This is a genomic window from Streptomyces sp. NPDC003691, from assembly GCF_053981115.1.
Genome location: NZ_JBSFNQ010000003.1, coordinates 156,142 through 178,217 on the forward strand (window position 1 = coordinate 156,142; position 22,076 = coordinate 178,217).

Here is a 22,076-nt window from a genome sequence, read left to right on the forward strand (position 1 = left end):
CCTCTCCTTTTCCTGCCCCCGGCCAACGAGACCGATGATGACGGGGGAATGTGGCCCTCCGCATTGCCGTCGACCGGCAGTCTTTACGCTTCCTTAATGCCGGACGCGCACAGCGGAGGGGGAACACGGTGCAGGAAAGCGGATACATCCGGATACTGGCCGACGCCTGTACGACGGGCCGCAGGCTGACCCGGGACGAACGGGAGTCGCTGCGGGCGGGCGGCGAACGGGCCGCGGAGGCGGGGACGGGCCTGCGGGAGCTGGTACGGGAGCAGCTCACGGCGGCCGAAACCCTGCGCGCCGGACTTCCGCGCACCGCAGCGGACCATCTGCTGTCCGTGGTCACCGAGGCGGTGGACGTTTTCGCGGAGGGCCATGAGCGGGCCCAGCGGCTCGCCGTGCGGCGGCAGGAGGCGGCCCGCCGGGAGTTCATCGACGATCTGCTGTACGGGCGGAGCGACCTGGGCCGGCTCGCGGCCCGCGCCGAACGCTTCGGCCTCGTCCTCTCGCAGGCGCACGCGGTCGCGGTGGCGGAGGGGCCGGAGCCGTACGACGACGGCTATCCGGTCACCCGCCAGGTGGAGGCGTCCCTGCTGGCTCGCTTCGGCGACCGGCATCTGCTCCTCACCACCAAGGACGGGCGGCTGATCTGTATCGCCCCGGGGGACCAGGAGGACGTCCTCCGCTACTTCGCGAAGCAGGCGTACGCGGCGACCGACGGCGGCCGGATCGCGGTCGGCCGCGCCCACCCGGGCCCGGGCGGGGTGGTCCACTCGTACGAGGAGGCCCTCAACGCGCTGGACCTCGCTTCCCGCATGAACCTGGACGCCCCGGTCCTCCACGCGGCGGACCTGCTGGTCTACCCGGTCCTCACCCGCGACCGCCAGGCGATGGCAGACCTGGTGGGCTCGGTCCTGGGCCCCCTCCGCACGGCCCGCGGCGGCGCCCGCCCGCTGCTGGACACCCTCACCGCGTACTTCGACACGGGCTGCACGGCGGCGGAGGCGGCGCGCCGTCTCTCGCTGAGCGTCCGGGCGATGACGTACCGCCTGGACCGCATCCACAAACTGACGGGCGCGGACCCGGGCGACCCGGTCCACCGCTACACCCTCCAGACGGCGGTCATCGGGGCACGGCTGCTGGGGTGGCCGGAGCGGGAGCTGTAGCCGCCGGGCGGGCGGGCGGACCGGGGCCTCCGGCGGCCGGACCTCCGGTGCCGGGGCCGCCCTTCCGGCTGTCCGGCCCTTTCCGGCTGTCCGCCCTCGCCCGCTCCCCCTCCCCCTCCCGCGAACGGATCAGCGAGCGCTCTCGCCGATGGCCTTCAGCCGGTAGGAGCTGGCCCGGTTGTCGATGGTGTTGCCGACATGGGGGCTGACGGTGAAGAGCCGCTTGTCGCCGCGGAACCGGGTGTCCGAGTACAGCTCGACCGCGCAGTTGCCCCAGGTCTGCACGGCGCTGATCATGTTGTCGGTGTCGGCACCGTGTTCCGCGGCGATATCGCTGATCGACAGATCCCATGCGCCGTCGTTCGTGCACAGGGAGTTCAGCGCGTACCCGAAGGCCCGCCCCTGGAAGTCCCGGCGCTGGTAGAACGTGACACCGGAGACCTCGCCCTGAGCGGATACCCGGCCGGCGGTGTTGACCGGGCCCTTCAGCCGGGCCTGGAACTTCTTGTCCCGGAGGGCTTCCTCGGCCGTCTCGGGGGCGTCGGTGATCCGGCCCCCGGTCAGCACGGAGATGAACGTGCGGTGGCTGTCGTAACAGGTGCTCTTCTTCGTGGCGGCGTCGATGACGCAGTAGTTGCCGGACTCGGACCCGGCCTCGGGGGCCTGGGCCGCCCCGGCCGGGGACGGCGCCATCAGCACACTCGCACAGGCGGCCGCTACGAGTACGGTCACACCGGTCTTTGTCTTCATGCTCTTCCTCATCTCCAGCAGGCGCGGGCGACCAACAGGCCGTATCCGGCGCCCTGTTCAGCGAACGATCTTTCCGGGAGGGAGAGGGGGAAGACTGCACGGAGGTTGCCTCAGGCGATTTTTGGCCAACGGTGGCCGGTCATCGGCACGCGGCTGCCGGGCCGGCCGTAGGCCGTTCAGTCCAGGGGATACGTGATCCCCTCGGCGACCTGAGGACTGTGCCCCCGGGCATCGGCCCGCGCCCGCTCCTCGGCCCGGGGATCCGCCGCATCATGAGCCTCGCTGACCCACTCGCAGGAGCAGGAGGCGATGAAGTAGGGAACGTACTGGTCGCGGTCGCGGCGGGGCGGATTGGCGTACCGCACATGCCAGATCTCGACGGAGTGCGTTTCCGGCGCCGCGGTGGTGGACCTGCGGCGCCGAAGCAATGAGTTCCAGGCTCCGGATATACCCATGCCGAGAATCGTGGTCCATGCATACATCTCGGGGCCAGCCCTGTGACCGGGGTTTCAGCGCAGTGCCCGCGCGATGCGCTGCCTCACCTGCTCGTCGTGCACCTCGGCGACGGGACGCCAGGCGGCGTCCGCGACTTCCTCCGACTGAAGTTCGCCGATACCGGCAGTGGTGGTGAAGAGGAAGCGGAAGTCGATGTGCTGGTGATCCGGTTCGCCCTTGGCATCGTTGGCATCGATGGGGTGGACGTCGATGTGGAGTGGCCCGTCACCCACGGGCGTTACCGCATCGGCGGGCACACCGGTCTCCTCGGCGAGTTCCCGGAGGGCAGCAGCTACCAGGGTCGTGTCCTCGGCTTCGAGATGCCCGCCCGGCAGCAGCCACTTGCCGGTGGCCAGGTGATGAACCTGAAGGACGCGTCCGTCGGCCCCGACGAGGACGGCACCAGCGGTGGCGTGCCCCCGGAACTCCTTGCGACTGGTGAGGTCGGCTTCGGCGGCCAGGAGTTCGAAAACCGTGCCGAGAGTTGCCTCCTCCCCGGGGTGGCGGTCGAGGTAGGCGGAGAGGGTGGTGCGGATGTGGTCTGCGGTAATGGTCATGTCGATCACCTGTTGAAGTAGGAGAGCCAGGCGGTTGCGATGGCGGCTCGGTCCGTCGCGGATACCTCGTGCATGCCGGGCGCGAGGTTGTCATCGGTGAGCATCCTGATCGACGCGAGTATCTCGGCCTGCACCAGGAAGATGAACGGTCCGACGCTCGCGCCGTGGAGGAAGTTGACGGCGTTGCCACCGTTGGCCAGGTAGAAGTAGTGGCCGGTCGTCTGATAGCGGGTGACATGGTCGCCAACCATGGTGCGCGTGTAGACCTCGGGCAGACCCGCCAGGTCCAACTCGTCCTCACTGGAGGTCACGGTGGCGACGTATGCGCCGTTGCGCAAGTGAGGGAAATCCTCGCCACGCAGGGAGATTGCTCCGGTCGCACAGAGCACGAGCCCTGCGCCGGTGAGGGCGGTTTCTCGGTCCCGGGCAACGGCGAATCCCTGCGAGAGTGCCTGAGTTCTGCGGACCGGATCGATGTCGAAGACTGTGACCTGGACCCCTTTCGCGTGCAGAAGCCGTGCAATCGAGGAGCCGAGCTTGCCGAAGCCGATCACCAGTGCTGGGCGGCCGTGGAGGATGTCGCCCCGTTCGCGCATGACGGCTTCCGTGGAAAAGACCACTGATTGTCCGACCAGGAAGTCTTCGGGGTCCTTCAGCGGAGAGCGGGCGACCGATACCACAGGGCAGGGGAGCGTATCTAAGGACTGGTAGCGGCGGTGGCCGTTCTCGGTGTCCTCGACAACGCCGAGCAGATTTCCCGAGAAGCGTGTGTGCAACTCGGCAAGAGCCGGAGCGAAATAGCCACCTACGTCGAGGAGCAACAGGTTCTCTGCCTCCGTCCGGGATTCCATATAGTCCAAGGCTACGGCTGCGTCGCAGAACATCTCGCGGGACAACGTATCGACCGGAACGGTTCGTTCGACCTCGCGCCGTGCGGAGATGCTGACCGACTTCGGCTTCGGCAGTACTGCACACAGGCGACTCATGGTGGCGACTGCGCGAACGAATGCTGGGCGCTCCGGGAGCAGGTGGGTGATGAGGAAGGAAGCGGCACCCTTGTCCGGAGCGAATCGAGTCGCGATCTTGGAGAAGTAAGCGTCCAATCGTGCGCGTTCGAAGGATTCCATAGGGTCTGCCTCTCATCCGACTGCATGGGTGATGCGCGGGTTTATAGGGGCGTCGAGGATGTGCTCTGGGCAGGTGGTCCGTCCGGGCCAGGCCTCGACGGGTGCGGTGGTGGTGCGCCCGCAGACGCAGCAGTCGGCGGTGACGGGCTCCGGGGGCGTACGGAGGAGCCCCTCGCTGGTCACCGGATCCACGTCCACGCGGGCCCGGGCCGCGACGCGGGCACGGCCACGGGCCGGGCGAGCCGCACCCCGCGCGGCGCGACGACCAGTCGCCGCGGGGCCGGCTGCGGGACCCGTGAGGGCTCCCTCGGGGCCGGGGGCGGCGGAACCAGGACGACGACGAGGACCGGCGGACGGAGGAAGGCCCGTATGCGCGCGAACACGTGGTGGACAGGGTTTCGCATGGGCCGGATCAGCTCCTCTGGAAGTCGGTCGGCCGAGCCTCGATGGTTCAACGGGCCGTGCTGGTCGTGTGGTTGGTCCCGGCCCCGCTGCCGGGGTCGTATGCGGGGCCGGGACCGGTATCCCGTACGCGGGCATGGGGGTGCGGCGCGTACGGGAGCTTTCAGTGCGCCGCGCGCTGACGGGCCTTGCGCGGGGCGGGGCACTCGGGGTGCGCGTAGAGGGAGGGGCGGGACCCGGAGGAGGAGAAGCCGAGCATGACGAGGTTCTCCTCGGTCCGCTCGACGGGCCGGTCGCAGTAGACGCAGTACTCGGGCGCGGAACCGGCGCTGGATGTCGCGCTGTCGGTCACCGGGACTGCCTGGTTTCTTCGAGACGCTTGATGAAAGCTGCGATCGTTGGTGACACGGGCACTTCCGCGGACAGCCGGGGCAAAGGCCTTGTCGGTGGGCGGTCCGGACACACCGGTCGCCCGCACTTGCACGGTCGCCATGCCTCCACCGGAGCATCCGGAGAGGCCGGGTCTGATGCCGGGCTCGAAGGACTGGTCCTTACGGTCTGGTGAATACGATCGCTGGATGGCATGGCGCCTCCGTTCCAGTCGTACAGCCCTGTTGCGCTTCGGCAGCACCGGATCCACCGTTCTCCGCCGGTCCTCAGGGCTTGGCCGGGTGGGCTACTCGGCCTGAGGACTCCGTAGCGTTGCTGCTCAGGGTCGTCCTCGACAGTGCCTTTCACCTGTCATGTTGTGACCTCTTCTGCCGCAACCAGGTCGCATCAATGTCAGATCGCCCAAGTAAGTTCAAATGCCATGTCCTTGGCGTACTTCCTGCGTAGCCTGGCCTTGACCGGATTCGGAGGGCGCTGTGTCTGATTCGACTTTCTTCCAGTTATTAATCAGGGAGCGTGGGTGGCGGCAGTTTGAGGTTTTCCGTCGCCGGTACGAGGCGGCTGCCAAGGAGCTGGCAGATATCGAAGGGCCCAAGGCGCTAGCGACAGCTTCAATTGAGCAGCGTCAATTTTTGCGTTGGGCACGCGGGGAGATCCGGAGCTTGCCTCGCACTGAAGCGCGCCGGATTCTTGGGCATCTTTTCCGTCCTGTTCCTGTTGATCAGCTCTTCACTCCCCCTCCGTCTCCTGGTGTCGAGGGTCAGAGGGATAGCTGCTTTGTGGCGCGTGAAAAGAAACTTGCCGAGGATGATGTAATGGCTGCCGCTGAAGAGTCTGCAAGCTTCGCGGTTCGGGTGGACAGCAGTAATGTTGGGCCTTCCACATTGGAGCAACTGCAAGCGGATATAAGTCGTATCCTGGCCAGTTATCCAAATCGCCCTGTGGAGTCGGTCTTCGCGGAGGTTCGGCGCTTGCGAGATCGCACTTTTGAGCTTCTGGATGGCCGGCAGCCGCCGCATTACACGCGTGACCTATATTTGGCAGCCGGAGTCCTCTGTGGTGTTCTGGCTAATGCCAGTTTCGACCTGGGGCGGTCCGAAGCTGCCGAAACTCAGGCGCGTACTGCTTTCTTGTGTGGCGAGGTCGCAGGGCACAACGGCCTTCGTTCCTGGGTACGTGGATTGCAGGCGCTCATGGCCTATTGGGATGGGCGCCTTTGTGATGCAGTCAGGCTGGCTGATGCGGGTGGAGAGTTCGTTCCGGAGTCGGGCACGGCAGCCATTCGACTCGTGAGTATTAGCGCTCGCGCGTATGCCCAGTTGGCGCAGCCGAAAGAAACGTTGACGGCACTTCTTCGGGCTGACCATCTTCGCGATCGAGCCACCGGGGATGAGGTCGAGGGAATGATGACGTTCCCTTTGGAGAAGCAGCTCTTCTACCGCAGCACTGCACATCTGTGGCTGGGTGGAGAGCAACACCTCTCTGACGCCGAATCCGCTGCGAGTCAGTCGGTCCGTGCCTACGAAGCCGCGCCACCGGAACGCCGTCGGCTTGGTGAGTTGTGCCTTGCGCGCATGGACCTGGCGTCGGCGCTTACCGCACGGGGCGATCTTGAGGGGGCGGCGCACCACGTACATGATGTCCTTCAGATCACCTGTCGGCGCGGGATCGACAGCGTCACCAAGAGGCTGGGTCAGTTCAGCAGGGAGCTCGCTGCTCATTCAGGGTCGGATTCGCCGATGGCGATCGGTCTCCGGGAGGCGGTTACTGCGCACCTGGCGCGGCCCCGTGAGTTGCCAGGAGGTTCGGCTTGAGCACTGTGACTGTTCTGCATCCCGGAGGGATGGGGGCTCCCGTTGCCGGGCAGGCCGTCGCGGCGGGTCACCAGGTGCTGTGGGTGCCTGTCGGGCGGAGTGCCGCAAGCGAGAGGCGGGCGGATGCCGCCGGGCTGACACGGTGCGGTTCGCTGGCGGAAGCACTTGGTGCGAGTGACATCGTGCTGTCCATCTGCCCGCCGCACGTTTCCGAAGAGGTGGCGGATGCCGTTGCCGCCCACGGTTACCAGGGCATCTATGTCGAGGGGAACGCGATCAGCCCGGAGCGGATGCAAGCGATCGCCGACCGGATGCCGTCCGGATGCACGGTGCTCGACGGCATGCTGAGTGGGCCACCTCCGCAGGGGAGTCGGACCGTCCGGCTCTACCTGGCTGGTGACGTAGCTGCCAGGGAGGCGGTGGAATCCGTCTTCTCCGATACTCGCGTGCTCATTCGGACAACCGGTGGCGGTATTGGATCCGCCTCGGCTCTGAAGCTGGCCATTTCCAGCTACCAGAAGGTCTCACGGGCCCTGGCCGGGGTCGCGCACGCCCTGGCTGCCGATCACGGGGTGACCGAGCATCTTTTGGACGAGGCCCGGCTGATGAACAAGGACATCCTCGACGATCCCGACTACCTGCCGAGTGTGGCCGTCCGCGCCTGGCGATGGGGACCGGAGATGGCCGAGGTCGCCGACACCCTGCGGGCCGCCGGACTGCCGGCCGAACTGGCCGAGGCTGCTGCGCTTGTCTACTCACGGTGGGACCGGCACAAGGACGAGTCGCCGTCCCTGGACACCATCCTTCGCACCATCCACCAGGACTCGAACTAATGGGTGGAGCGAAGACAACATCTCCTGCCGCTCGGCCAACACGGTCTCCGCTCTTCTCTTGCTGCACGACTACCGATACAGCTATTGGACGGGTGGCGACCGGCCGAGGAGAGCGTTCCACGAACGAGGGGAAGCGCATGAAGCAGGCACTGGAGATCAGGCCCATCGGCATCGTGGTCGGTGGCCGCAGCGAGGTATCCGACGATCAGTGGAGCGGCACGGCGATTATCCGCCTCAACCCCGACTTCCCTGCCGAAGTGGTCGAAGTCTTCGACGGACCAGTACGGGACGGTGCTTCGCCCGTGGGCGTTGGCCTTGGGGGACGCCTGGTGAAAGCCGAACTCGAGTCCGTCGAGGTCGAGCCAGGCGTAGACGGCGGTGCCGTTGATGTCGAGCCTGACCTCGGCTTCGAAGATCTCGCCCCACCAGCGGGCGGCGGCTTCGGGGTCGGCGACGAAGACCATGACGGTCCGGATACCGCGCACTTGGGATTCTCCTTGCCTCAGGAAGTGGCACGGTACCGCTGGGCCGGTCACTCGTGGACGCCGTGCAGGGAACGCAGACCGGTGGCAGCGGCGAACGCTGCCAGGGCGCGTATGAGGTCGTGATCGTTCCAGTGGGCGCCGAGTTCGCGTACATGGTGCAGGTAGGCGTGGCGTACCCAGCGCGGAGACGGGTGTCCTTGCCGGCCCGCCATGTGGGCGAGGGTGATCAGGTCGGGCAGCCCGGTGGTGTCCGGGCTCATCGGCAGCGGGCCGTACCGTGACTCACGGCCAGTGGTCGATCTTCGCGAGCACATCCACGAGGTAACCGCCCGGCCCGCTCTCGCCAGCACACCCAGGGCGCTGCGATGACCACCCAGCCCACGAACGACTCTTCCGTGACCGACCGGCGCCTGCTCTCCACCCAGGCGTACGGCACCGGCCGGAACCTCGCAGCCCGTCAGTCCCTGTACCAGTGGCAGACCCCGCGCCACGACCTCGTCGGCATCGTCGTCGATGAACTGGCCGACGTCCGCGGGGCAGTGGCAGACGTGGGCTGCGGTAACGGGACATTCGTGCACCGGCTGCGCTCCGACCGGCCGGACCTGACCGTGCTCCCCATGGACATCTCCCCCGGCATCGCCGGCGCCGTGGCCGCGGACGTCCAGCAGCTCCCCATCGCGGACCCGTGCCTGCCGGGCACCACCGCCCCCTCCCCACTCGTCGTTCACCGGGGCCAGTCGGCCTCCCCCGCGCGGCGGAGGCCGCGGACCCCAGTGGGTACCACGGGATGAAGCCCGGCCCGTGGCGCCCGGCACATGCTCATGCCATGACCTATCAGGCACCCCTCACCACCGACCGGCCGGCCGTCGGACCTCTTGGGCAGGCCGCCGCAAGGGCTGCCACCGCGTGGGCCGTCCTCTTCGGCGTCTTTCACTTTTACTGGGCCCTCGGCGGCAGCTTCGGGCTGGGAGACGGTGCCCAGGTGGAGGCCGGGCTCACCGGTGGCATGCTCGTGTACGACCTGGTGGTGGCCGTGCTCTCCTTTGTCGGCGCCCGGGTCGCCCACGAGCTGGGCAGGGCTCCCGCCCCGCAGCCGCTGCTTCCCCGCTGGGTGTTTCTCACCATGGTCTGGACGGCCACCATCGCCCTTCTCGCCCGTGGTGGCATCGGCATCGCCGACGACATCCTGCGCTCCACCGGCATCCTGGCCAACGGCCTGAGCGGCATGGCCGTCCAGGACGTGTACGGAGAACCGCACCCCTCCGCGTACACGATGTGGTCGATGCGCATCGTCGACGGCTTCTTCGTCCTCGGCGGGCTGCTCTTCGGGACGGCCCTGCGGGGCCATCTCCGGCAGGCCGGGAACGACGGCTGAGTCGCACCGCCCGACAGCCGCGGCCGCGAACGCCGCCTGGTGTGAGTGCCATAACGTCCCGGTTGGGGCGGTAAGAAGCGGGCGATACCGGCGCTCACCGGGAAGGCCCGCCGCGCGCCGGGAACGACAATTGCACCCCGAGCCCGGAGCGCGATTTCGGTTCTTGGCACCCGCTCCGGAGAAAGCCCCGGGCCATTGGCCCGGGGCTTCTGTGCTGTCCGGACCGGTCGAGGGTGGTGCGGCCGGTCCTTCAGGAGCGTCGGGTCAGATCGTCGGGGTGTCGTCGACGATCTCCTTGTGCGGTTCGACGACGAACTTCCAGCCTTCGCTCGGCTCCAGGAAGCGCACCCGGGTCGGGTAGATGTCCAGGGCGCGGCGGTCGCGGTTCTGGCTGTTCGTGTTCTTGCGGGCCCGGGCCGGCTCCTCGTACAGGTCGACCTTGACGTCCGGGACCGCCACGACTTCCTCGCTCCAGCGCTGGACGACACCCGCGCCGAACGCGTCCCTCGCGGCGGCGTAGAGCGCTTCCAGGGACTCCTTGTTCCCGCCGGGCACGAAGAGGGCGAGGTTCAGGAGGACACCGGCGCCCTGGAGGACCTCGATTTCCTGTCCCGACTTGTCGGCGACCCAGATCCCGGCGTCCTCGGCGTCGTCCGGGAGGACATGGACCTCTTCACCGAAGACCGTCTTCGCGGCGAAGGATCCCCCCTCGAAATTCTTACCCGGCTCCGTGAGGAAAGCCGGGGCATAGCAGTCGAGAGGAAGGCTTTCCGTCCCCGCCGAGACAAAAATGCTGTCCTGGATTCCCAGGCCTGAAATCTCCTCGGCAGTAAGACGACGGGCCGTAACCTTCTCGGTGTTCACGCCATTCCCCTTTTGATCGCGGCATCCTGCGAATTCATTAAGACCCTATCACGAAAGAACCAACTACCCTCCATTGCACACGCGTTCGCGTTCGCGATGGCATCGTTCGGCCTTCCGGGCATTTCTTCCGAGCGGGCGGCGGGCAACTTGTCCTGCATTATCGGAAAGCGTGGCACTCGCAGAGAAATACCATGAGCGGAGTCCGTATTCACCGTGCCCCTGTCTCCGTATCACGGCAGGACGCCGGTGACGGCCCCGACGCTCATACCGTCAGTGTGCCCGCGACCACTGACAACGCCCCCGGGGGCCGAGGGCGCCGGCATTCCCGGCAGGACACGGTCGGCACCGGAGCGGCGCGGAGCTCGGTGGGCGGGACCGGCGGAACCGGGTAACGTCGTTGTCATGTTCTTCCAGACGCCGATTTCCGAGTGAGAGCGTGACGGGCCGCCGCTGATGTCCGTCGTCGCCGCGCCCGTCCCCCACCGACGAATCCGTAGATCACTTCACATCATTCCCGGGAGAACCCATGACCGTGAGCAAGAACATCAACAACCCCGTGGGCCAGGGCGGCGGCCAGCGCAAGCGGCTGTCCCGCGCCGAACGTCAGAACAACGGTCCGCACCGCAACCTCGACCGCCAGAGTGCCGCCGACCGGAAGGCGGAGCTGGTGCGCAAGATGCGTGAGAAGACGGACGCGGCCGAGGGTGACGGGCCGACGGGCGACGACACCGCTCAGAGCTGACGCACCGCCGCCGGGCGGCCGCGCACGAAACAGGCCCGGGTCGGAGACCCGGGCCTGCTGGGTGCTGCCCACCGATCAGGGCGCGGCGCGGTCGCCGGCCGGTGGCCCCGTCGGCAGGGCGGCGAGCCGACTCACCGGTGACAGCACCAGCGCGATCACCACGGCGGCGGAACCGGCCGCCGCGACGGTCAGCGCGCCGTGGGCGCCGAGGCGGCCGGAGAGCAGGCCCGCGGACAGACCTCCGAGGGCTCCGCCGCCGAACAGCAGGGTGCGGAAGACCGCCGTCATCCGGCCCATCATCGACTGCGGGGTGGCGGCCTGGCGCAGGCTGACGATGACGACGCCCGCGACACCGAGCCCGAGGTAGCTGGTGAAGAAGGAGAGGACGAACATCCCCACCATCACCGGGCGGGGGCCGGCCGCCAGGACGATCAGCAGGGGGCCGAGGAGAAGGGCCGACTGCGCGACGAGGTAGACGCGTCCGAGCCGGAAGCGCCGGATCACCGTGCGGGAGATCGCCGCACCGATCAGACCGCCCACCGAAGCGGTCGCGAACACCCCGCCGATGGCCGTCGGTCCGAGGTGGAGATCGCGTGTCCCGTAGAGCAGGAACATGGTCCATACGGTGACCATCGAGAAGTTGCAGCAGAACCCGATGAGCGCGAGCGACCGCAGCACCGGATTCCTCAGCACCCAGCGGAGACCGTCCCGGAGTTCGGTCGGGACATGGCGTCGTACGGTCGCGGGTACGGGACGCGGTTCGGGGGTGCGGATGAGCAGCAGCGACACCACGGACACCAGGCAGGAGAACGCGTTGGCGACCAGGGCCACGGGTGCGGTGACGGCGGCGACCAGCAGGCCGGCGAGCCCGGGGCCCGCCACATCGGCCGCCGACGAGCTCATCCCCATCTTGGCGCCGGCCTCGACATAGCGTTCGGGATCACGTACCAGGGTGGGTACGTAGGACATCCAGCTCACGTCGAAGAGCACCGAGGCGACGCCGACGGTGCAGGCGATGGCCAGCAGGAGGGTCAGGTCGAGCGCGTCCGTCCAGTAGAGGACGGGTACGAGGGCCAGCAGGACCATCCGGACGAGGTTGGCGCCGAGCATCAGCCGCCGTCGCCGGGCGCGGTCCACCCATACGCCGAGGACCAGGGCGAGCCCGAGATACGGGGCGAGTTGCAGGAACCGCAGGAAGCCGACCTGTTCGTCGGTGGCGCCGAAAGCGGTGATCGCGGTGAGCGGCAGGGCGAGGTTGGTGACCTGGGCGCCCAGCAGCGACAGGGTCTCGCCGAACCAGAACTTGAGGAAGTCGCCGTTGCGCCAGAGGCTTTCCGAGGCGGTTTTCCCGGGGGCGTTGATCCCCACGGCGGTCATCGGCGCCCCCTTCGGAGGTCGGGAGCCTGCCGGGCGAGGTCGGCGACCGCGTCGGCGACGTGGTCCACCTCCTCCTCGGTGTTGTAGTAGTGCGGCGACAGGCGCAGGCACCATTCGATGCCCTTGTCCCGGAAGTCGTACTGCGCGAACTCACGGAAACTGAGGGCTGAGTTGATACCCCGGGCGTCCACGGCCGCCTTGAACGGCTGCGGCTGCCAGCCCTCCACCGCGAAGGTGACGAGCGCGGCCAGCCGCGGCCCGCGGTCGAGCACCCGCACCCCGGGTACGGTTCCGAGCCGGTCGCGCAGCCGGGCGGCGAGTGCCGGTGTGCGCCGCTCGACGGCCTCGATGCCGACCTCGCGGGCGTAGCGCGTCGCGGCGGCGCTGCCGAGCACCGTGGCGTAGGGGAATTCCCACTCCTCGAACCGGGCTGCCGTCGGAGCGGGCTCGTAGGCGCCCGGCTCGGTCCAGCGGGCGCCGTGCATATCGATGAACAGCGGTTCGTAGCCCGCCCGCAGGACGCGGTCGGAGACGTACAGGAACCCGGAGCCGCGCGGGCCGCGGAGGAATTTGCGGCAGGTGGCGGTGAGGAGGTCGCAGCCGATCTGCTCCACGTCGATGACGAACTGGCCCACCGACTGGCAGGCGTCCACCAGGTAGAGCAGGTCCAGCTCCCGGCAGTGCCGGCCGATCTCGGCGACCGGTGAGACGAGTCCCGAGTTGGTGGGGACATGGGTGGCGGACACCAGCCGGGGCCGGTGGGTCCGCATCAGCGCGGCCATCGCCTCCGTGTCGACGCCTCCGTCGGCGGTGTCGGGGGCGTGGACGATGCGTACGCCGAAGCGCTTGCGCAGGGACAGGAAGGCGATCTGGTTGGAGACGAAGTCGTCACGGGTCGTGAGGATGACGTCGTCGGCCTCGAAGGGGATCGAGGACAGGGCGTTGGCGTAGGCGTGGGTGGCGCTGCCCGCGAAGGCGATGTTGTCGGGCGTGGTGTTGATGAGGGCGGCGATCTCCGTGTAGAAGGCGCGTACTTCGGCGGCCCGGGCGGCCGACGCCTCGTAACCGCCGATCCGTGCTTCGAGATTCAGATGGCCGACCATCGCGTCGAGTACGGGGGTGGCCAGCAGCCCGCAGCCCGCGTTGTTGAAGTGGATGACCTTCCGGCACCCCGGGGTGTCGGCCCGCAGCGCGGCGACGTCCAGCTGAAGTGCTTCCCGACCCGAACCGATAGCGCTATTGTCATTCCTCATGAACGACAGTAGCACTTCTGGTGAGTTGGCCGACAGACTGCGGATCCTGCTCGCGCGGCTCTCGCCCGGCGACCGGCTGCCGAGCAGCCGCGAGCTGATCAAGGAGTACCGGGTCGGCCCCGCGACCGTGGCGCGGGCCATCGCCGCACTGGCGGCGGAGGGCGCGGTGGTGACCCGCCCGGGCAGCGGAACGTACGTGGCGCAGCGCACCCGGCTCCACGACGAGTCCGCCGACCCCGGCACCAGCACCGACTGGCAGACGGTCGCCCTCACGGACCGCGCCGTCGACACGCACCTGATCGCCGACCCGCTCGGGCCGCCACCGGCCGGGACGATTTCCCTGGACGGCGGTTACGTACACCGCTCGCTCCAGCCCACCCGCGCCCTGAGCGCGGCGCTGGCGCGGGCGGCGCGCCGTCCGGACGCCTGGGACCGTGCCCCGGCGGCCGGTCTGACGGAACTGCGCACCGTGTTCGCCCGTATCGTCGGCGGCAGTGTGGCACCGCAGGACGTCCTGGTCACCGGGGGCGGACAGAGCGCCCTGTCGATCGCCTTCCGGGCCATCGCCGGACCCGGCAGCCCGGTCCTGGTGGAGTCGCCCACCTATCCCCGCGCCCTGACGGCCGCCCGCGCCGCGGGACTGCGGCCGGTACCGGTCCCGCTCGACGCCGACGGGCTGCGGCCCGACCTGCTGGCCGACGCGTTCGCGATGACCGGCGCACGGCTGCTGTACTGCCAGCCGGCCTTCCAGAACCCGACCGGCACGGTCCTGGCGCCCGAACGGCGCCGTCAGATCCTCGATGTGGCGCGCGCCTCCGGCGCGTTCGTGATCGAAGACGACTTCGCGCGGCATCTGGGACACGGCGGCGCCGTGCCACGGCCGCTGGTCGCCGATGACCGCGACGGCACGGTCGTCCACATCACCTCGCTCACCAAGCCCGCCGCGCCGAGCCTGCGGATCGGGGCCCTGGTGGCCCGCGGGCCGGTCATGGAACGGATGCGGGCCGTGCGCCTGGTCGACGACTTCTTCGTCACGCGCCCGCTCCAGGAGGCCGCGCTGGAAGTGCTCAGCTCCCCGTCCTGGGACCGGCACGTCCGCTCGCTCGGTACGGCGCTGCGGGAGCGCTGCGCCGTACTGGCCGCCGCGATCGCCCAGGAGATCCCCGGCGCGACCCTCTCCGGGCTGCCGGCCGGAGGGCTGCATCTGTGGGTCCGGCTGCCGCCCGGCGTGGACGACACCGTGCTCACGAGCGCCGCCCGGCAGCGCGGCGTCGCCGTGAGCGCCGGCAGCCGCTACTTCGCCACCGAGCCGCCAAGCGCTCACCTGCGTATCGGCTTCGCGGCCGCGGCCGACCGTACGGAGCTGACGGAGGGGGTACGCCGGCTGGGAGCCGCGCTCGGGGATCTCGGCCCGAGGCGGGAGGAGTGAGGCGGGAGTAGTGAGGCGCGGGAGCAGTGAGGCGTGGGGGGACCGGGCCGCGCGAACGGCGAATCCCCGGCACGGAAAGGCGGCTCGTCTGCGGCTCGTCTGCCGTGACCCGCTCTTTGACGAGGGCGGCCCGGAGCGCGAGTCTGATTCTCGCCACCCGCTCTTCGCCGCCAGCCCGGCCGCCGACCGGGGCCCTTTTATTGTCCGGGCCGATCGGCGACGGAATGGCATGATCACCGCATGACCGGCAACCGACTCCCCCCGGGCTGGACCCTTGCGCGGATCCGCGATGTCTCCGGAGATCAGGAGGCGGTACTGCTCGGTGCGGATCGCGCGGCGGCCTGGCGGGGCGGCCCGGGCGACGGTGAGGAGATCCGGCCGGAGACCGTGATCGGATTCCACTCGCTCTGCCTGCTGAAGCCGGTCGGCGACGAGGACTGGTACATGGGCAGCCTCAACGAGGACGGGACCGTCGACTGCTGGGCCGCCTACGCGGACTTCCACGAGGCCCTGCGGGGCCTGTAGACCCGGGGTGCCACGCCGGACAACCGGTCCCGCCCGCCCCGTCCGACGGCCACCGCCCGGCCATGGGCAGCGCGCCTGCGGCCCGACCCGGCCGCCCACCGCTTCGAAGCCGAGCCGGGCCTCATGCGGCGCTCCATCCTCGCGATGCGGGAGGAGAGCACCCTGGAGCCGGACGACGGCCGGACCGGTCGCGGCCCGGCGGTCGGTTCGGGCGAACCCTCGCGTGAACCCTCAGCCGAACAGGAAAGCCACCGTCGTGGCCGCCCCCAGTGACGCGCCCGCGAGAGTCTGGGCCACCGTGTGGTACCTCAGGGCGACCCGTGACCAGCACACCGCGGCGGTGAGTGCGTAGGCGGTCAGCCACCACGGCGAGTGGACCGCGGACAGCAGGGCGACCACCGCGGAGGCCACTGCGGAGTCCACCGAGATCTTCCAGACGGTGTTCACCGCAAGCAGTCCGACGGTCATCACCCAGAGGCCCAGCATGGCGATCAGGATGGGGGTGGGGGCGCCGCCGAGGAGCATGATCAGGGAGCCGGTGCCGATGGAACCGAGGATGACGAAGAAGATCGGTGCCCGCTGGGTGCGGTCGACGACATGGCGGTCGCCCCAGGTGCCGCGCTTGCGCTCCCATTCGATGTAGCCGGCCGGGATCAGACCGGCGCACAGGGCGCCGAGCAGGCCCCACAGCAGGCCGGTCCAGTGGCCCGCGGCGGCCAGGCCGATGCCGAGCATGCCCGCGAGCAGGACGTTGCGCGGCTGGAGGACGTCGGTGACGACGCGGGCCGTGGTGACGAAGCGGGCCGTGGCGGTGACGGGCGAACCGGTGGACGTCTCGGTCGTGCGCTGTGTTCCGGTCGTGCGCTGTGCTTCGGTCATGCGCTGTGCTCCAGTCCGGACCGCAGGACGAGGCGGGTCCGCTGTTCCGGGATGGCCTTGTAAGCGGCGGCCACCCGCAGCAGCCAGGCGACCTCGCCGTCCTGGTCGGTGGCGTGCTTGGTCTCGAAGGCGCCGGCCTTTCCGGCGGGCGCGCCCTCGGCCTTGGCGACCAGGGCCGCTTTGATCCAGTAGGCGTCGGCCAGTGAGCCGGCCTTCCCGGGGTCCGTACCCTCGTCCGCCGCGGCCTCCTTGGCGGCGGTCAGCAGGCCGTCGGGGACGTAGTGGCGCAGCTTCTCGACCGCGTCCGCGATGTCCGCGGCCCAGCGGTCGACGCGCAGGTCCGCGGGAGTATCGAAGCGGGTCAGCTCCCGGGCGAGCGAGGCCGGCGGGGCGAACGGCTGATCGGGGAAGGCGGTCATCAGCTCGCGCCACAGCGGGTGCAGGTTCACCTGGGCCCGCCAGAGCCGGATCCGCCGCCAGCCCTTGCTGAAGGCGGGTATGGAGGCACCGACCGCGAAGAAGGAGAAGAGGACGACCTGGGCGGCCTCGGTGGCCTTGTCGAAGGTCAGCGCGAAGCTCGCGCTGGGCTGGTCCACCACGCTGATCCACAGGAACACGGTCCGGCTGACGGTGTAGCCGACACCGATGAACATCGCGAAGGTCATCATCCCCAGGCCCACCCGGAGATGGCGCACCCGGGTGTCGGCCGTGGCCAGGGCCCACTGGTAGGCGCAGACGGCGGACGCGGCGCCCAAGTAGAGGTAGAAGACGCTCATATAGAGCGTGGCGCCCCACTGGCCGGCGTGTTCGGACACGAACCGGTCCGTGGGGACCGAGCGGTCCACCACGGTGAAGAAGAGGACGGTGAGCAGGACGAGAGTGACCACGGACGCCTTGGTGGCCACCCGCTGGACGAGCCGGGCGAACCGGACATGGCGCGGTATCTCCCCGTCCTTGGGGAAGTGTCCGTAGATGGCGACGATGTAACTGAGGATCGCCAGGATGGCGATGGTGGACGTGTAGTGCTTGATGAGCACCGCGAGGTCCACGACGGGGCTGTTGTTGAGGTTGATCCGGACCACACGGGTCTTGGTCCAGAGGGCGACGGCGAAGCCCGCGTAGCAGCCCCAGAGGGCGCGGCGGCGCTTGTCCTCCTCGTCACCCCAGAGCGCGGCCGGCATACGCCACAGGGCCACGGCGGTCATCAGACCGGCGACGAGATAGCCGGCGAGGTCGAGCGTGGTCACGTGAATTCCTCGGTGGGGGGGGTACGGGACTGCGGGTGGCGGCGGGCCGCGGCCTGTGAACTACGGGCCGCGGGCCATGGGCAGCGGGCCGCGGCCTGAGAACGGCGGCCTGCGAACTACGGGCCGCGAGCGGCGGGCTACGAGCGGCGGAAGAACGCGCGGAGGGAGAACGTACGCCGGTGGGCGACCGGCCGGGACAGCGAGTTGGCCAGCCGTCCGACCATGTCGTCGCTGGTCACGTCCCTGGCCATCCGCGGGATCAGGGAGGCGCCGAATTCGGCGACCCGCTCGTCGTGCGTGTCGTACTGGGCGCGGGCCTGGACCGTGTCGGAGGAGAGGACCCGTTCGATCAGCGAGGAGTCGAAGACCGGCAGCAACCGCCGCATCTGCTCGGCGTCCAGGCTGGTGCCGTGGTCGAACCACTCGTGGCACAGCTCGTGCAGGATCACATGCTGGGTCTGGTACGCGGTCGGGCGGCGCCGGTAGAGGACATAGCTGGTGGTGCCGGACTTCAGTCGCAGACCGCAGGCCGCGTTGACGCGCGCCAGCCGTTCGGGCAGCTCCTGGAGGACGATGGTCCGGCCGCGGGCCGCCTCCATGTTCGCCACCAGGCCCTCGATGGTGAAGGGCGCGGGTATGGGAAGGTCAGCCAGTCCGGCTTCGCACTCTTTGCGCAGTTCACGCAGGGACATGGGGGCCTCTTGGTCGTCGACTCGCGCGTATCACAAGCGGTCGGCGAGTCTAACCAACGCCGGTCTCCGACCGGATCCCGTATCCGCTACGGGCCGCCCGGAGCGCCGTCTTCCGCACCCTCGGCCCGCTCCTTGTTGTCCTTGGTGTCCGCCAGCAGGGAGAGCGCGAACTCCAGCAGCTCCGCCGGGAGTCCGTCGTCGTCGACACCCCGGCCCGCCACCCCCGCGATCTCCCCGGTGCGCCGCTTGGCGAGGAACTGGAGACCGGCGACCACGTCGCCGACGACCTCCGACTCCTCCTTGAAGAACCGCCAGTCGACACCGAAGCCCAGCCCGAGCGCCTTGAGGATCTCCTCGGAGGGCTGGGTGACCTTGCCGGCGAGGATGTTCGAGAAGTAGCTGTGGGAGAGCGAACCGCCGCGCTCCTTCACCAGCTCGGCGAAGATCCGCCCGGACACCTTCTGGCCCGGGAAGGTCTTCTCCAGCATGTACTCGACCTTCTGCTGCAGTGTCTGCAGTTCGGGCGTGCGCTCTTCGCCGCTGTCCATCCGGTTACCTACGTTCACCTCGTACACCGGGGCAAGTGTCCGGCTTGCACAAACACTCTACGCCACTGTTAACTACAAAAAACACGGCCAGGGGGCCACAGGGGAGTCCCCTGTCCGTGGACAACTTCCGTGCGCCGATCCGGTTCGGCACGTGAATCTATGGGTGTAGCCCTTCGCGACGGGGGATGCGCGAAGGGCTACACGCGTGCAGTATGCCAGCCCCTCAGGAACCGATCCACAGCGCGTCTCCCGCCGGCCCGCGCCTCGCCTCCTGGCACGGGCCCGGGCAGGCGCCGGGTCACGAGGTCGGCGTCATCCACTCCGGGTAGCGGGCGCCCGCCGCGCCGTGCGGGAGGATCTGCCGGATCAGGGCGAGGTCCTGCGGGGTGAGCGTCACCCCGGCCGCGGCGGTGTTCGAGGTGACGCGGTCGGGGCTGCGGGTGCCGGGAATGGGGACGATGTCGTCGCCCTGGGCCAGCAGCCAGGCCAGGGCGAGCTGGGTGACGGTGATGTCCTTCTCCCCTGCCAGCTCGGTCAGCCGCCGGACGGCGGTCAGATTCTTCTCGTAGTTACCGGGCTGCCAGCGGTCGTCGAAGCTGCGCATGTCGTCCGCCGGATACTCGGCGGCCGGCTTCACCGCACCCGTCAGAAAGCCGCGGCCCAGGGGCGAGTACGGCACGAACCCGATGCCCAGCTCCCGTACGACCGGAAGCACCTCGGCCTCCACGCCGCGTTCGAACACCGAGTACTCGGTCTGGAGCACCGACACCGGGTGGACGGCATGGGCACGGCGGATGTTGTCCGGGCCGGCCTCGCTGAGGCCGAAGTAGCGGACCTTGCCTTCGGCGATCAGTTCACCCACGGCGCCCGCCACGTCCTCGATGGGTACGTCCGGGTCGACCCGGTGCTGGTACAGCACATCGATACGGTCCGTGCCGAGATGCCGCAGGCTGTTCTCGGCGACCTCCCGGATGTGCTCCGGGCGGCTGTCCAGGGCGCCGGTGAAGTTCTGCGGATCGCTCAGGTCGTAGCCGAACTTGGTGGCGATGAGGATCTCGTCGCGGAAGTCCCGCACCGCACGGCCGAGGAGGCGCTCATTGCTGCCGGTGCCCATGCCGTACAGCTCGGCGGTGTCGAAGAGGGTCACACCGAGTTCGTACGCCCGGTGAATGGCGGCGGTGCCGCCCGCCTCGTCGCCGGGTCCGTACGCCATGGTCATACCCATCGTGCCGAGGCCGATCGCCCCGGCCGCCAGGCCCTGGGTGCCGAGGGTGCGGTGCGGAAGGTTCTGCTGCTGTGTCATGCCGTGAACGCTAGGTCCGCGAAGGCGTCCGGGCATGGGGCCGCGGCCGCATAGGATTGCCTGATCCTCTCGGCAAGGGAGTGGCGCATGTTGGACCGGCTTTCGGCGGCCGTCACCCGGCACGGGGTCGGGCCGTGGTCCGACACGGCCGTGCCCCGGCTCACCCTGGTCGCACTCGACGAGCCGGCCGTTCCCGTCGAGCTGCTGTACGACCCCATGGTCTGTTTCATCTCCAGCGGTGCCAAACGGGCCGGCACGGGCGGGCGGAGCTGGCGGAGCGCACGCGGCGACATGGCCCTCAATACGCTCCCGGTCCCGGTCACCGTCGCCTGCGAAGAGGCCCCGTACCGCTCGGTGATCATGCGGCTGGACGCGGGCCTCCTCACCGAACTGCTGCTGGAGTGGGGCGAGTACGACCGGTGTCCGGATTCGGGCTCCGGCTCCGGCTCCGGCTCCGGCTCCGGCGGGCAGATCAGCGCGGCGATGACACCGGAAATCCTGGACGCGGTCACCCGGTGGACGGAGCTGCTCGACAACCCGGAGGACATCGGCCCGCTGGCGGCGCGGTTCGAGAGCGAAATCCTGTACCGGCTGCTCCGCGGCCCGCTGGGGCCGGTGCTGCGCCAGTTCACCGTGGCGGACTCGGGGACCGCCCGGGTCCGCGCGGCGGCGGTGTGGATCTGCGGGCACTACGCCGAACCGCTGACCGTCGAGGAGATCGCGACGGTCGCGCATATGAGCACCGCCACCCTGCACCGCCGCTTCAAAGCCGCCACCGGGCTGAGTCCGCTCCGGTTCCAGAAACAGGTACGCCTCCAGGAGGCCAGAAGGCTGCTGACGGCGGGCGACACCACGGCCGCCGCGGTGGCGCAGACGGTCGGATATCTGAGCGCGACTCAGTTCAGCCGGGAGTACCGGAGCGTCTACGGGCTGCCGCCGATGCGGGACGCGGCACGGCTGCGGGGCCGGTTGGCGGCCGGCGGGACCACCGGCGGGGCGACCGGCAGAGCCACCGGCGCGGCGACCGGCAGGGAGAACGGCAGCGGCCTCGCCGGCGGAAGCGGACGGCGGGTTGCCCCGAGCCTCATGTCATCTCCGGCAGCAGCAGCAATCCCGCCAGCAGCCACATCGTCGCCACCGACCCCAGGATGAACAGCAGGACGTACGTCTCGTACCAGCGCAGCAGATTCCCGGAGCGGGGCCGGGTACGGAAGCCGGGGCCGACGATCTCGTCCGTGAGGTCGCACTCCTCGTTGCGGTAGTCCAGCCAGGCCAGCGCGCCGATCACCACGAGCAGGCAGGTGAAGACGGCGACGACCGTGGCGAGGACCAGCAGGCCGATCACCCCGCTGCGCGCCACGTCCGGGGCGAGACCCCACTTCCGGTAGCCCACGAAGAGCGCGACCGCGGCGCCGACGAGCGCGGTGGCCAGGGTCTGGTAGATCGCGAGGAAGCGGTGGACGTTCTCGTTGACCGCGTTGATCTGCTGGAGGAGGTACCGGTACCGCTCCAGAGCGAATTCCCTGCGGACCGATTCCTGGGTGTCCAAGTCGTGGGTGTCTAAGTCCTCGGTGGCTGCCATGATCCGTCCCCCCCGGTCGACTGGCCCTCAGTATGCGGCGCGCGGGCCGCGGCCGCCCGGCGAAACCGTGGTTCTCCCGAGCTTCGGAAGACGGGCCGCGGCCCCGTACGGCTGCCTCCGGCCGGGCATTCGTGACCATGTAACCGGCCGGTGACGGCGGTGTTCTGGAACGGGAGAGCCGGGATCCCGGTGCGCGGCAAGCCCCTCATAGAGGTCGAACAAGCGCCGGGAAGCCAGCGGG

The 22,076-nt window shown here is 69.2% G+C and carries 25 protein-coding genes and 1 pseudogene; 9 read left to right on the forward strand and 17 right to left on the reverse strand.

Features of this window, described 5'->3' with window-relative positions:
- Window positions 1-128 precede the first annotated feature (128 nt).
- Window positions 129-1,166, forward strand: a complete 1,038-nt coding sequence (locus tag ACWDR0_RS02770; protein WP_456349795.1) for a PucR family transcriptional regulator — start codon at window positions 129-131, stop codon at window positions 1,164-1,166.
- Window positions 1,167-1,295: 129 nt separating this feature from the next.
- Here ACWDR0_RS02770 and ACWDR0_RS02775 read toward each other — a convergent pair whose 3' ends face one another.
- From ACWDR0_RS02775 to ACWDR0_RS02800, 6 genes are all read right to left on the reverse strand, one after another.
- Window positions 1,296-1,916, reverse strand: coding sequence for a hypothetical protein (locus ACWDR0_RS02775; RefSeq protein ID WP_456349796.1), 621 nt, complete (start codon window positions 1,914-1,916; stop codon window positions 1,296-1,298).
- Window positions 1,917-2,092: 176 nt separating this feature from the next.
- Complete coding sequence (locus ACWDR0_RS02780) at window positions 2,093-2,371, reverse strand: hypothetical protein (RefSeq protein WP_456349797.1); 279 nt, start codon at window positions 2,369-2,371, stop codon at window positions 2,093-2,095.
- 54 nt (window positions 2,372-2,425) lie between these two features.
- Window positions 2,426-2,968: an NUDIX hydrolase gene (locus ACWDR0_RS02785; protein ID WP_456349798.1), complete on the reverse strand. Its 543-nt coding sequence runs from the start codon at window positions 2,966-2,968 to the stop codon at window positions 2,426-2,428.
- Window positions 2,969-2,973: 5 nt separating this feature from the next.
- Window positions 2,974-4,095 (reverse strand): adenosylhomocysteinase, encoded by a 1,122-nt coding sequence (locus ACWDR0_RS02790; protein ID WP_456349799.1) that lies wholly within the window; start codon window positions 4,093-4,095, stop codon window positions 2,974-2,976.
- Window positions 4,096-4,107: 12 nt separating this feature from the next.
- A complete protein-coding gene (locus tag ACWDR0_RS02795; protein ID WP_456349800.1) occupies window positions 4,108-4,278 on the reverse strand; it encodes a hypothetical protein in 171 nt (56 codons plus the stop codon).
- Between the two features lie 382 nt (window positions 4,279-4,660).
- Window positions 4,661-4,849, reverse strand: a complete 189-nt coding sequence (locus ACWDR0_RS02800) for a hypothetical protein (RefSeq protein WP_456349801.1) — start codon at window positions 4,847-4,849, stop codon at window positions 4,661-4,663.
- A gap of 514 nt (window positions 4,850-5,363) precedes the next feature.
- On the opposite strand from ACWDR0_RS02800, the gene ACWDR0_RS02805 reads away from it, so the two are divergent.
- Window positions 5,364-6,701 (forward strand): hypothetical protein, encoded by a 1,338-nt coding sequence (locus ACWDR0_RS02805; RefSeq protein WP_456349802.1) that lies wholly within the window; start codon window positions 5,364-5,366, stop codon window positions 6,699-6,701.
- Window positions 6,702-6,706: 5 nt separating this feature from the next.
- Window positions 6,707-7,534, forward strand: coding sequence for a DUF1932 domain-containing protein (locus ACWDR0_RS02810; protein ID WP_456349856.1), 828 nt, complete (start codon window positions 6,707-6,709; stop codon window positions 7,532-7,534).
- On the opposite strand, the gene ACWDR0_RS02815 is transcribed toward ACWDR0_RS02810, so the two are convergent.
- Both ACWDR0_RS02815 and ACWDR0_RS02820 read right to left on the reverse strand, forming a co-directional pair.
- Window positions 7,531-7,998 (reverse strand): VOC family protein, encoded by a 468-nt coding sequence (locus ACWDR0_RS02815; RefSeq protein WP_456349803.1) that lies wholly within the window; start codon window positions 7,996-7,998, stop codon window positions 7,531-7,533. The genes ACWDR0_RS02810 and ACWDR0_RS02815 overlap by 4 nt on opposite strands.
- A gap of 68 nt (window positions 7,999-8,066) precedes the next feature.
- A complete protein-coding gene (locus tag ACWDR0_RS02820) occupies window positions 8,067-8,279 on the reverse strand; it encodes a hypothetical protein (RefSeq protein ID WP_456349804.1) in 213 nt (70 codons plus the stop codon).
- A gap of 105 nt (window positions 8,280-8,384) precedes the next feature.
- Here ACWDR0_RS02820 and ACWDR0_RS02825 point away from each other — a divergent pair.
- Window positions 8,385-8,711, forward strand: a pseudogene (locus ACWDR0_RS02825) (class I SAM-dependent methyltransferase); the annotation flags it as partial.
- Between the two features lie 134 nt (window positions 8,712-8,845).
- Window positions 8,846-9,394, forward strand: a complete 549-nt coding sequence (locus ACWDR0_RS02830; RefSeq protein WP_456349805.1) for a DUF3995 domain-containing protein — start codon at window positions 8,846-8,848, stop codon at window positions 9,392-9,394.
- A 264-nt stretch (window positions 9,395-9,658) separates the two neighbouring features.
- On the opposite strand, the gene ACWDR0_RS02835 is transcribed toward ACWDR0_RS02830, so the two are convergent.
- Window positions 9,659-10,258 carry a hypothetical protein gene (locus ACWDR0_RS02835; protein ID WP_456349806.1) on the reverse strand — a complete coding sequence of 200 codons (600 nt, stop codon included), beginning with the start codon at window positions 10,256-10,258 and terminating at the stop codon, window positions 9,659-9,661.
- A 526-nt stretch (window positions 10,259-10,784) separates the two neighbouring features.
- Between ACWDR0_RS02835 and ACWDR0_RS02840 the strand changes: the two genes are divergently transcribed.
- Window positions 10,785-11,000, forward strand: a complete 216-nt coding sequence (locus ACWDR0_RS02840) for a DUF6243 family protein (RefSeq protein ID WP_456349807.1) — start codon at window positions 10,785-10,787, stop codon at window positions 10,998-11,000.
- Window positions 11,001-11,075: 75 nt separating this feature from the next.
- Here the strand turns inward: ACWDR0_RS02840 and ACWDR0_RS02845 are convergent, their stop codons facing one another.
- Both ACWDR0_RS02845 and ACWDR0_RS02850 read right to left on the reverse strand, forming a co-directional pair.
- The gene (locus ACWDR0_RS02845; RefSeq protein ID WP_456349808.1) at window positions 11,076-12,377 is read right to left on the reverse strand and encodes an MFS transporter; all 1,302 of its coding nucleotides are present in this window, start codon (window positions 12,375-12,377) and stop codon (window positions 11,076-11,078) included.
- Window positions 12,374-13,630 carry an aminotransferase class V-fold PLP-dependent enzyme gene (locus ACWDR0_RS02850; RefSeq protein WP_456349809.1) on the reverse strand — a complete coding sequence of 419 codons (1,257 nt, stop codon included), beginning with the start codon at window positions 13,628-13,630 and terminating at the stop codon, window positions 12,374-12,376. The genes ACWDR0_RS02845 and ACWDR0_RS02850 overlap by 4 nt, the downstream gene beginning before the upstream one ends.
- On the opposite strand from ACWDR0_RS02850, the gene ACWDR0_RS02855 reads away from it, so the two are divergent.
- Together ACWDR0_RS02855 and ACWDR0_RS02860 are read left to right on the forward strand one after the other, a co-directional pair.
- Window positions 13,629-15,059: an aminotransferase-like domain-containing protein gene (locus ACWDR0_RS02855; protein ID WP_456349810.1), complete on the forward strand. Its 1,431-nt coding sequence runs from the start codon at window positions 13,629-13,631 to the stop codon at window positions 15,057-15,059. The two genes, ACWDR0_RS02850 and ACWDR0_RS02855, sit on opposite strands and share 2 nt — an antisense overlap.
- A 240-nt stretch (window positions 15,060-15,299) precedes the next feature.
- On the forward strand, window positions 15,300-15,584 hold the full coding sequence (locus tag ACWDR0_RS02860; RefSeq protein ID WP_456349811.1) for a hypothetical protein: 285 nt from the start codon (window positions 15,300-15,302) through the stop codon (window positions 15,582-15,584).
- Between the two features lie 231 nt (window positions 15,585-15,815).
- On the opposite strand, the gene ACWDR0_RS02865 is transcribed toward ACWDR0_RS02860, so the two are convergent.
- The 5 genes from ACWDR0_RS02865 to ACWDR0_RS02885 all read right to left on the reverse strand — a co-directional run bounded on the left by ACWDR0_RS02865 (window position 15,816) and on the right by ACWDR0_RS02885 (window position 20,253).
- Window positions 15,816-16,463 (reverse strand): hypothetical protein, encoded by a 648-nt coding sequence (locus ACWDR0_RS02865; protein WP_456349812.1) that lies wholly within the window; start codon window positions 16,461-16,463, stop codon window positions 15,816-15,818.
- Window positions 16,460-17,710 (reverse strand): MAB_1171c family putative transporter, encoded by a 1,251-nt coding sequence (locus ACWDR0_RS02870; protein WP_456349813.1) that lies wholly within the window; start codon window positions 17,708-17,710, stop codon window positions 16,460-16,462. The genes ACWDR0_RS02865 and ACWDR0_RS02870 overlap by 4 nt, the downstream gene beginning before the upstream one ends.
- Before the next feature lie 137 nt (window positions 17,711-17,847).
- Entirely contained in the window at window positions 17,848-18,402 is a 555-nt protein-coding gene (locus ACWDR0_RS02875; protein WP_456349814.1) for a toxin, read from the reverse strand.
- Window positions 18,403-18,488: 86 nt separating this feature from the next.
- Entirely contained in the window at window positions 18,489-18,950 is a 462-nt protein-coding gene (locus ACWDR0_RS02880) for a hypothetical protein (RefSeq protein WP_456349815.1), read from the reverse strand.
- 298 nt (window positions 18,951-19,248) lie between these two features.
- Window positions 19,249-20,253 carry an aldo/keto reductase gene (locus ACWDR0_RS02885; RefSeq protein WP_456349816.1) on the reverse strand — a complete coding sequence of 335 codons (1,005 nt, stop codon included), beginning with the start codon at window positions 20,251-20,253 and terminating at the stop codon, window positions 19,249-19,251.
- Between the two features lie 87 nt (window positions 20,254-20,340).
- Here ACWDR0_RS02885 and ACWDR0_RS02890 point away from each other — a divergent pair, with 87 nt between their 5' ends.
- Window positions 20,341-21,405, forward strand: coding sequence for an AraC family transcriptional regulator N-terminal domain-containing protein (locus tag ACWDR0_RS02890; RefSeq protein WP_456349817.1), 1,065 nt, complete (start codon window positions 20,341-20,343; stop codon window positions 21,403-21,405).
- Here ACWDR0_RS02890 and ACWDR0_RS02895 read toward each other — a convergent pair.
- Window positions 21,338-21,835 (reverse strand): hypothetical protein, encoded by a 498-nt coding sequence (locus tag ACWDR0_RS02895; RefSeq protein ID WP_456349818.1) that lies wholly within the window; start codon window positions 21,833-21,835, stop codon window positions 21,338-21,340. The genes ACWDR0_RS02890 and ACWDR0_RS02895 overlap by 68 nt on opposite strands.
- Between the last annotated feature and the right edge of the window lie 241 nt (window positions 21,836-22,076).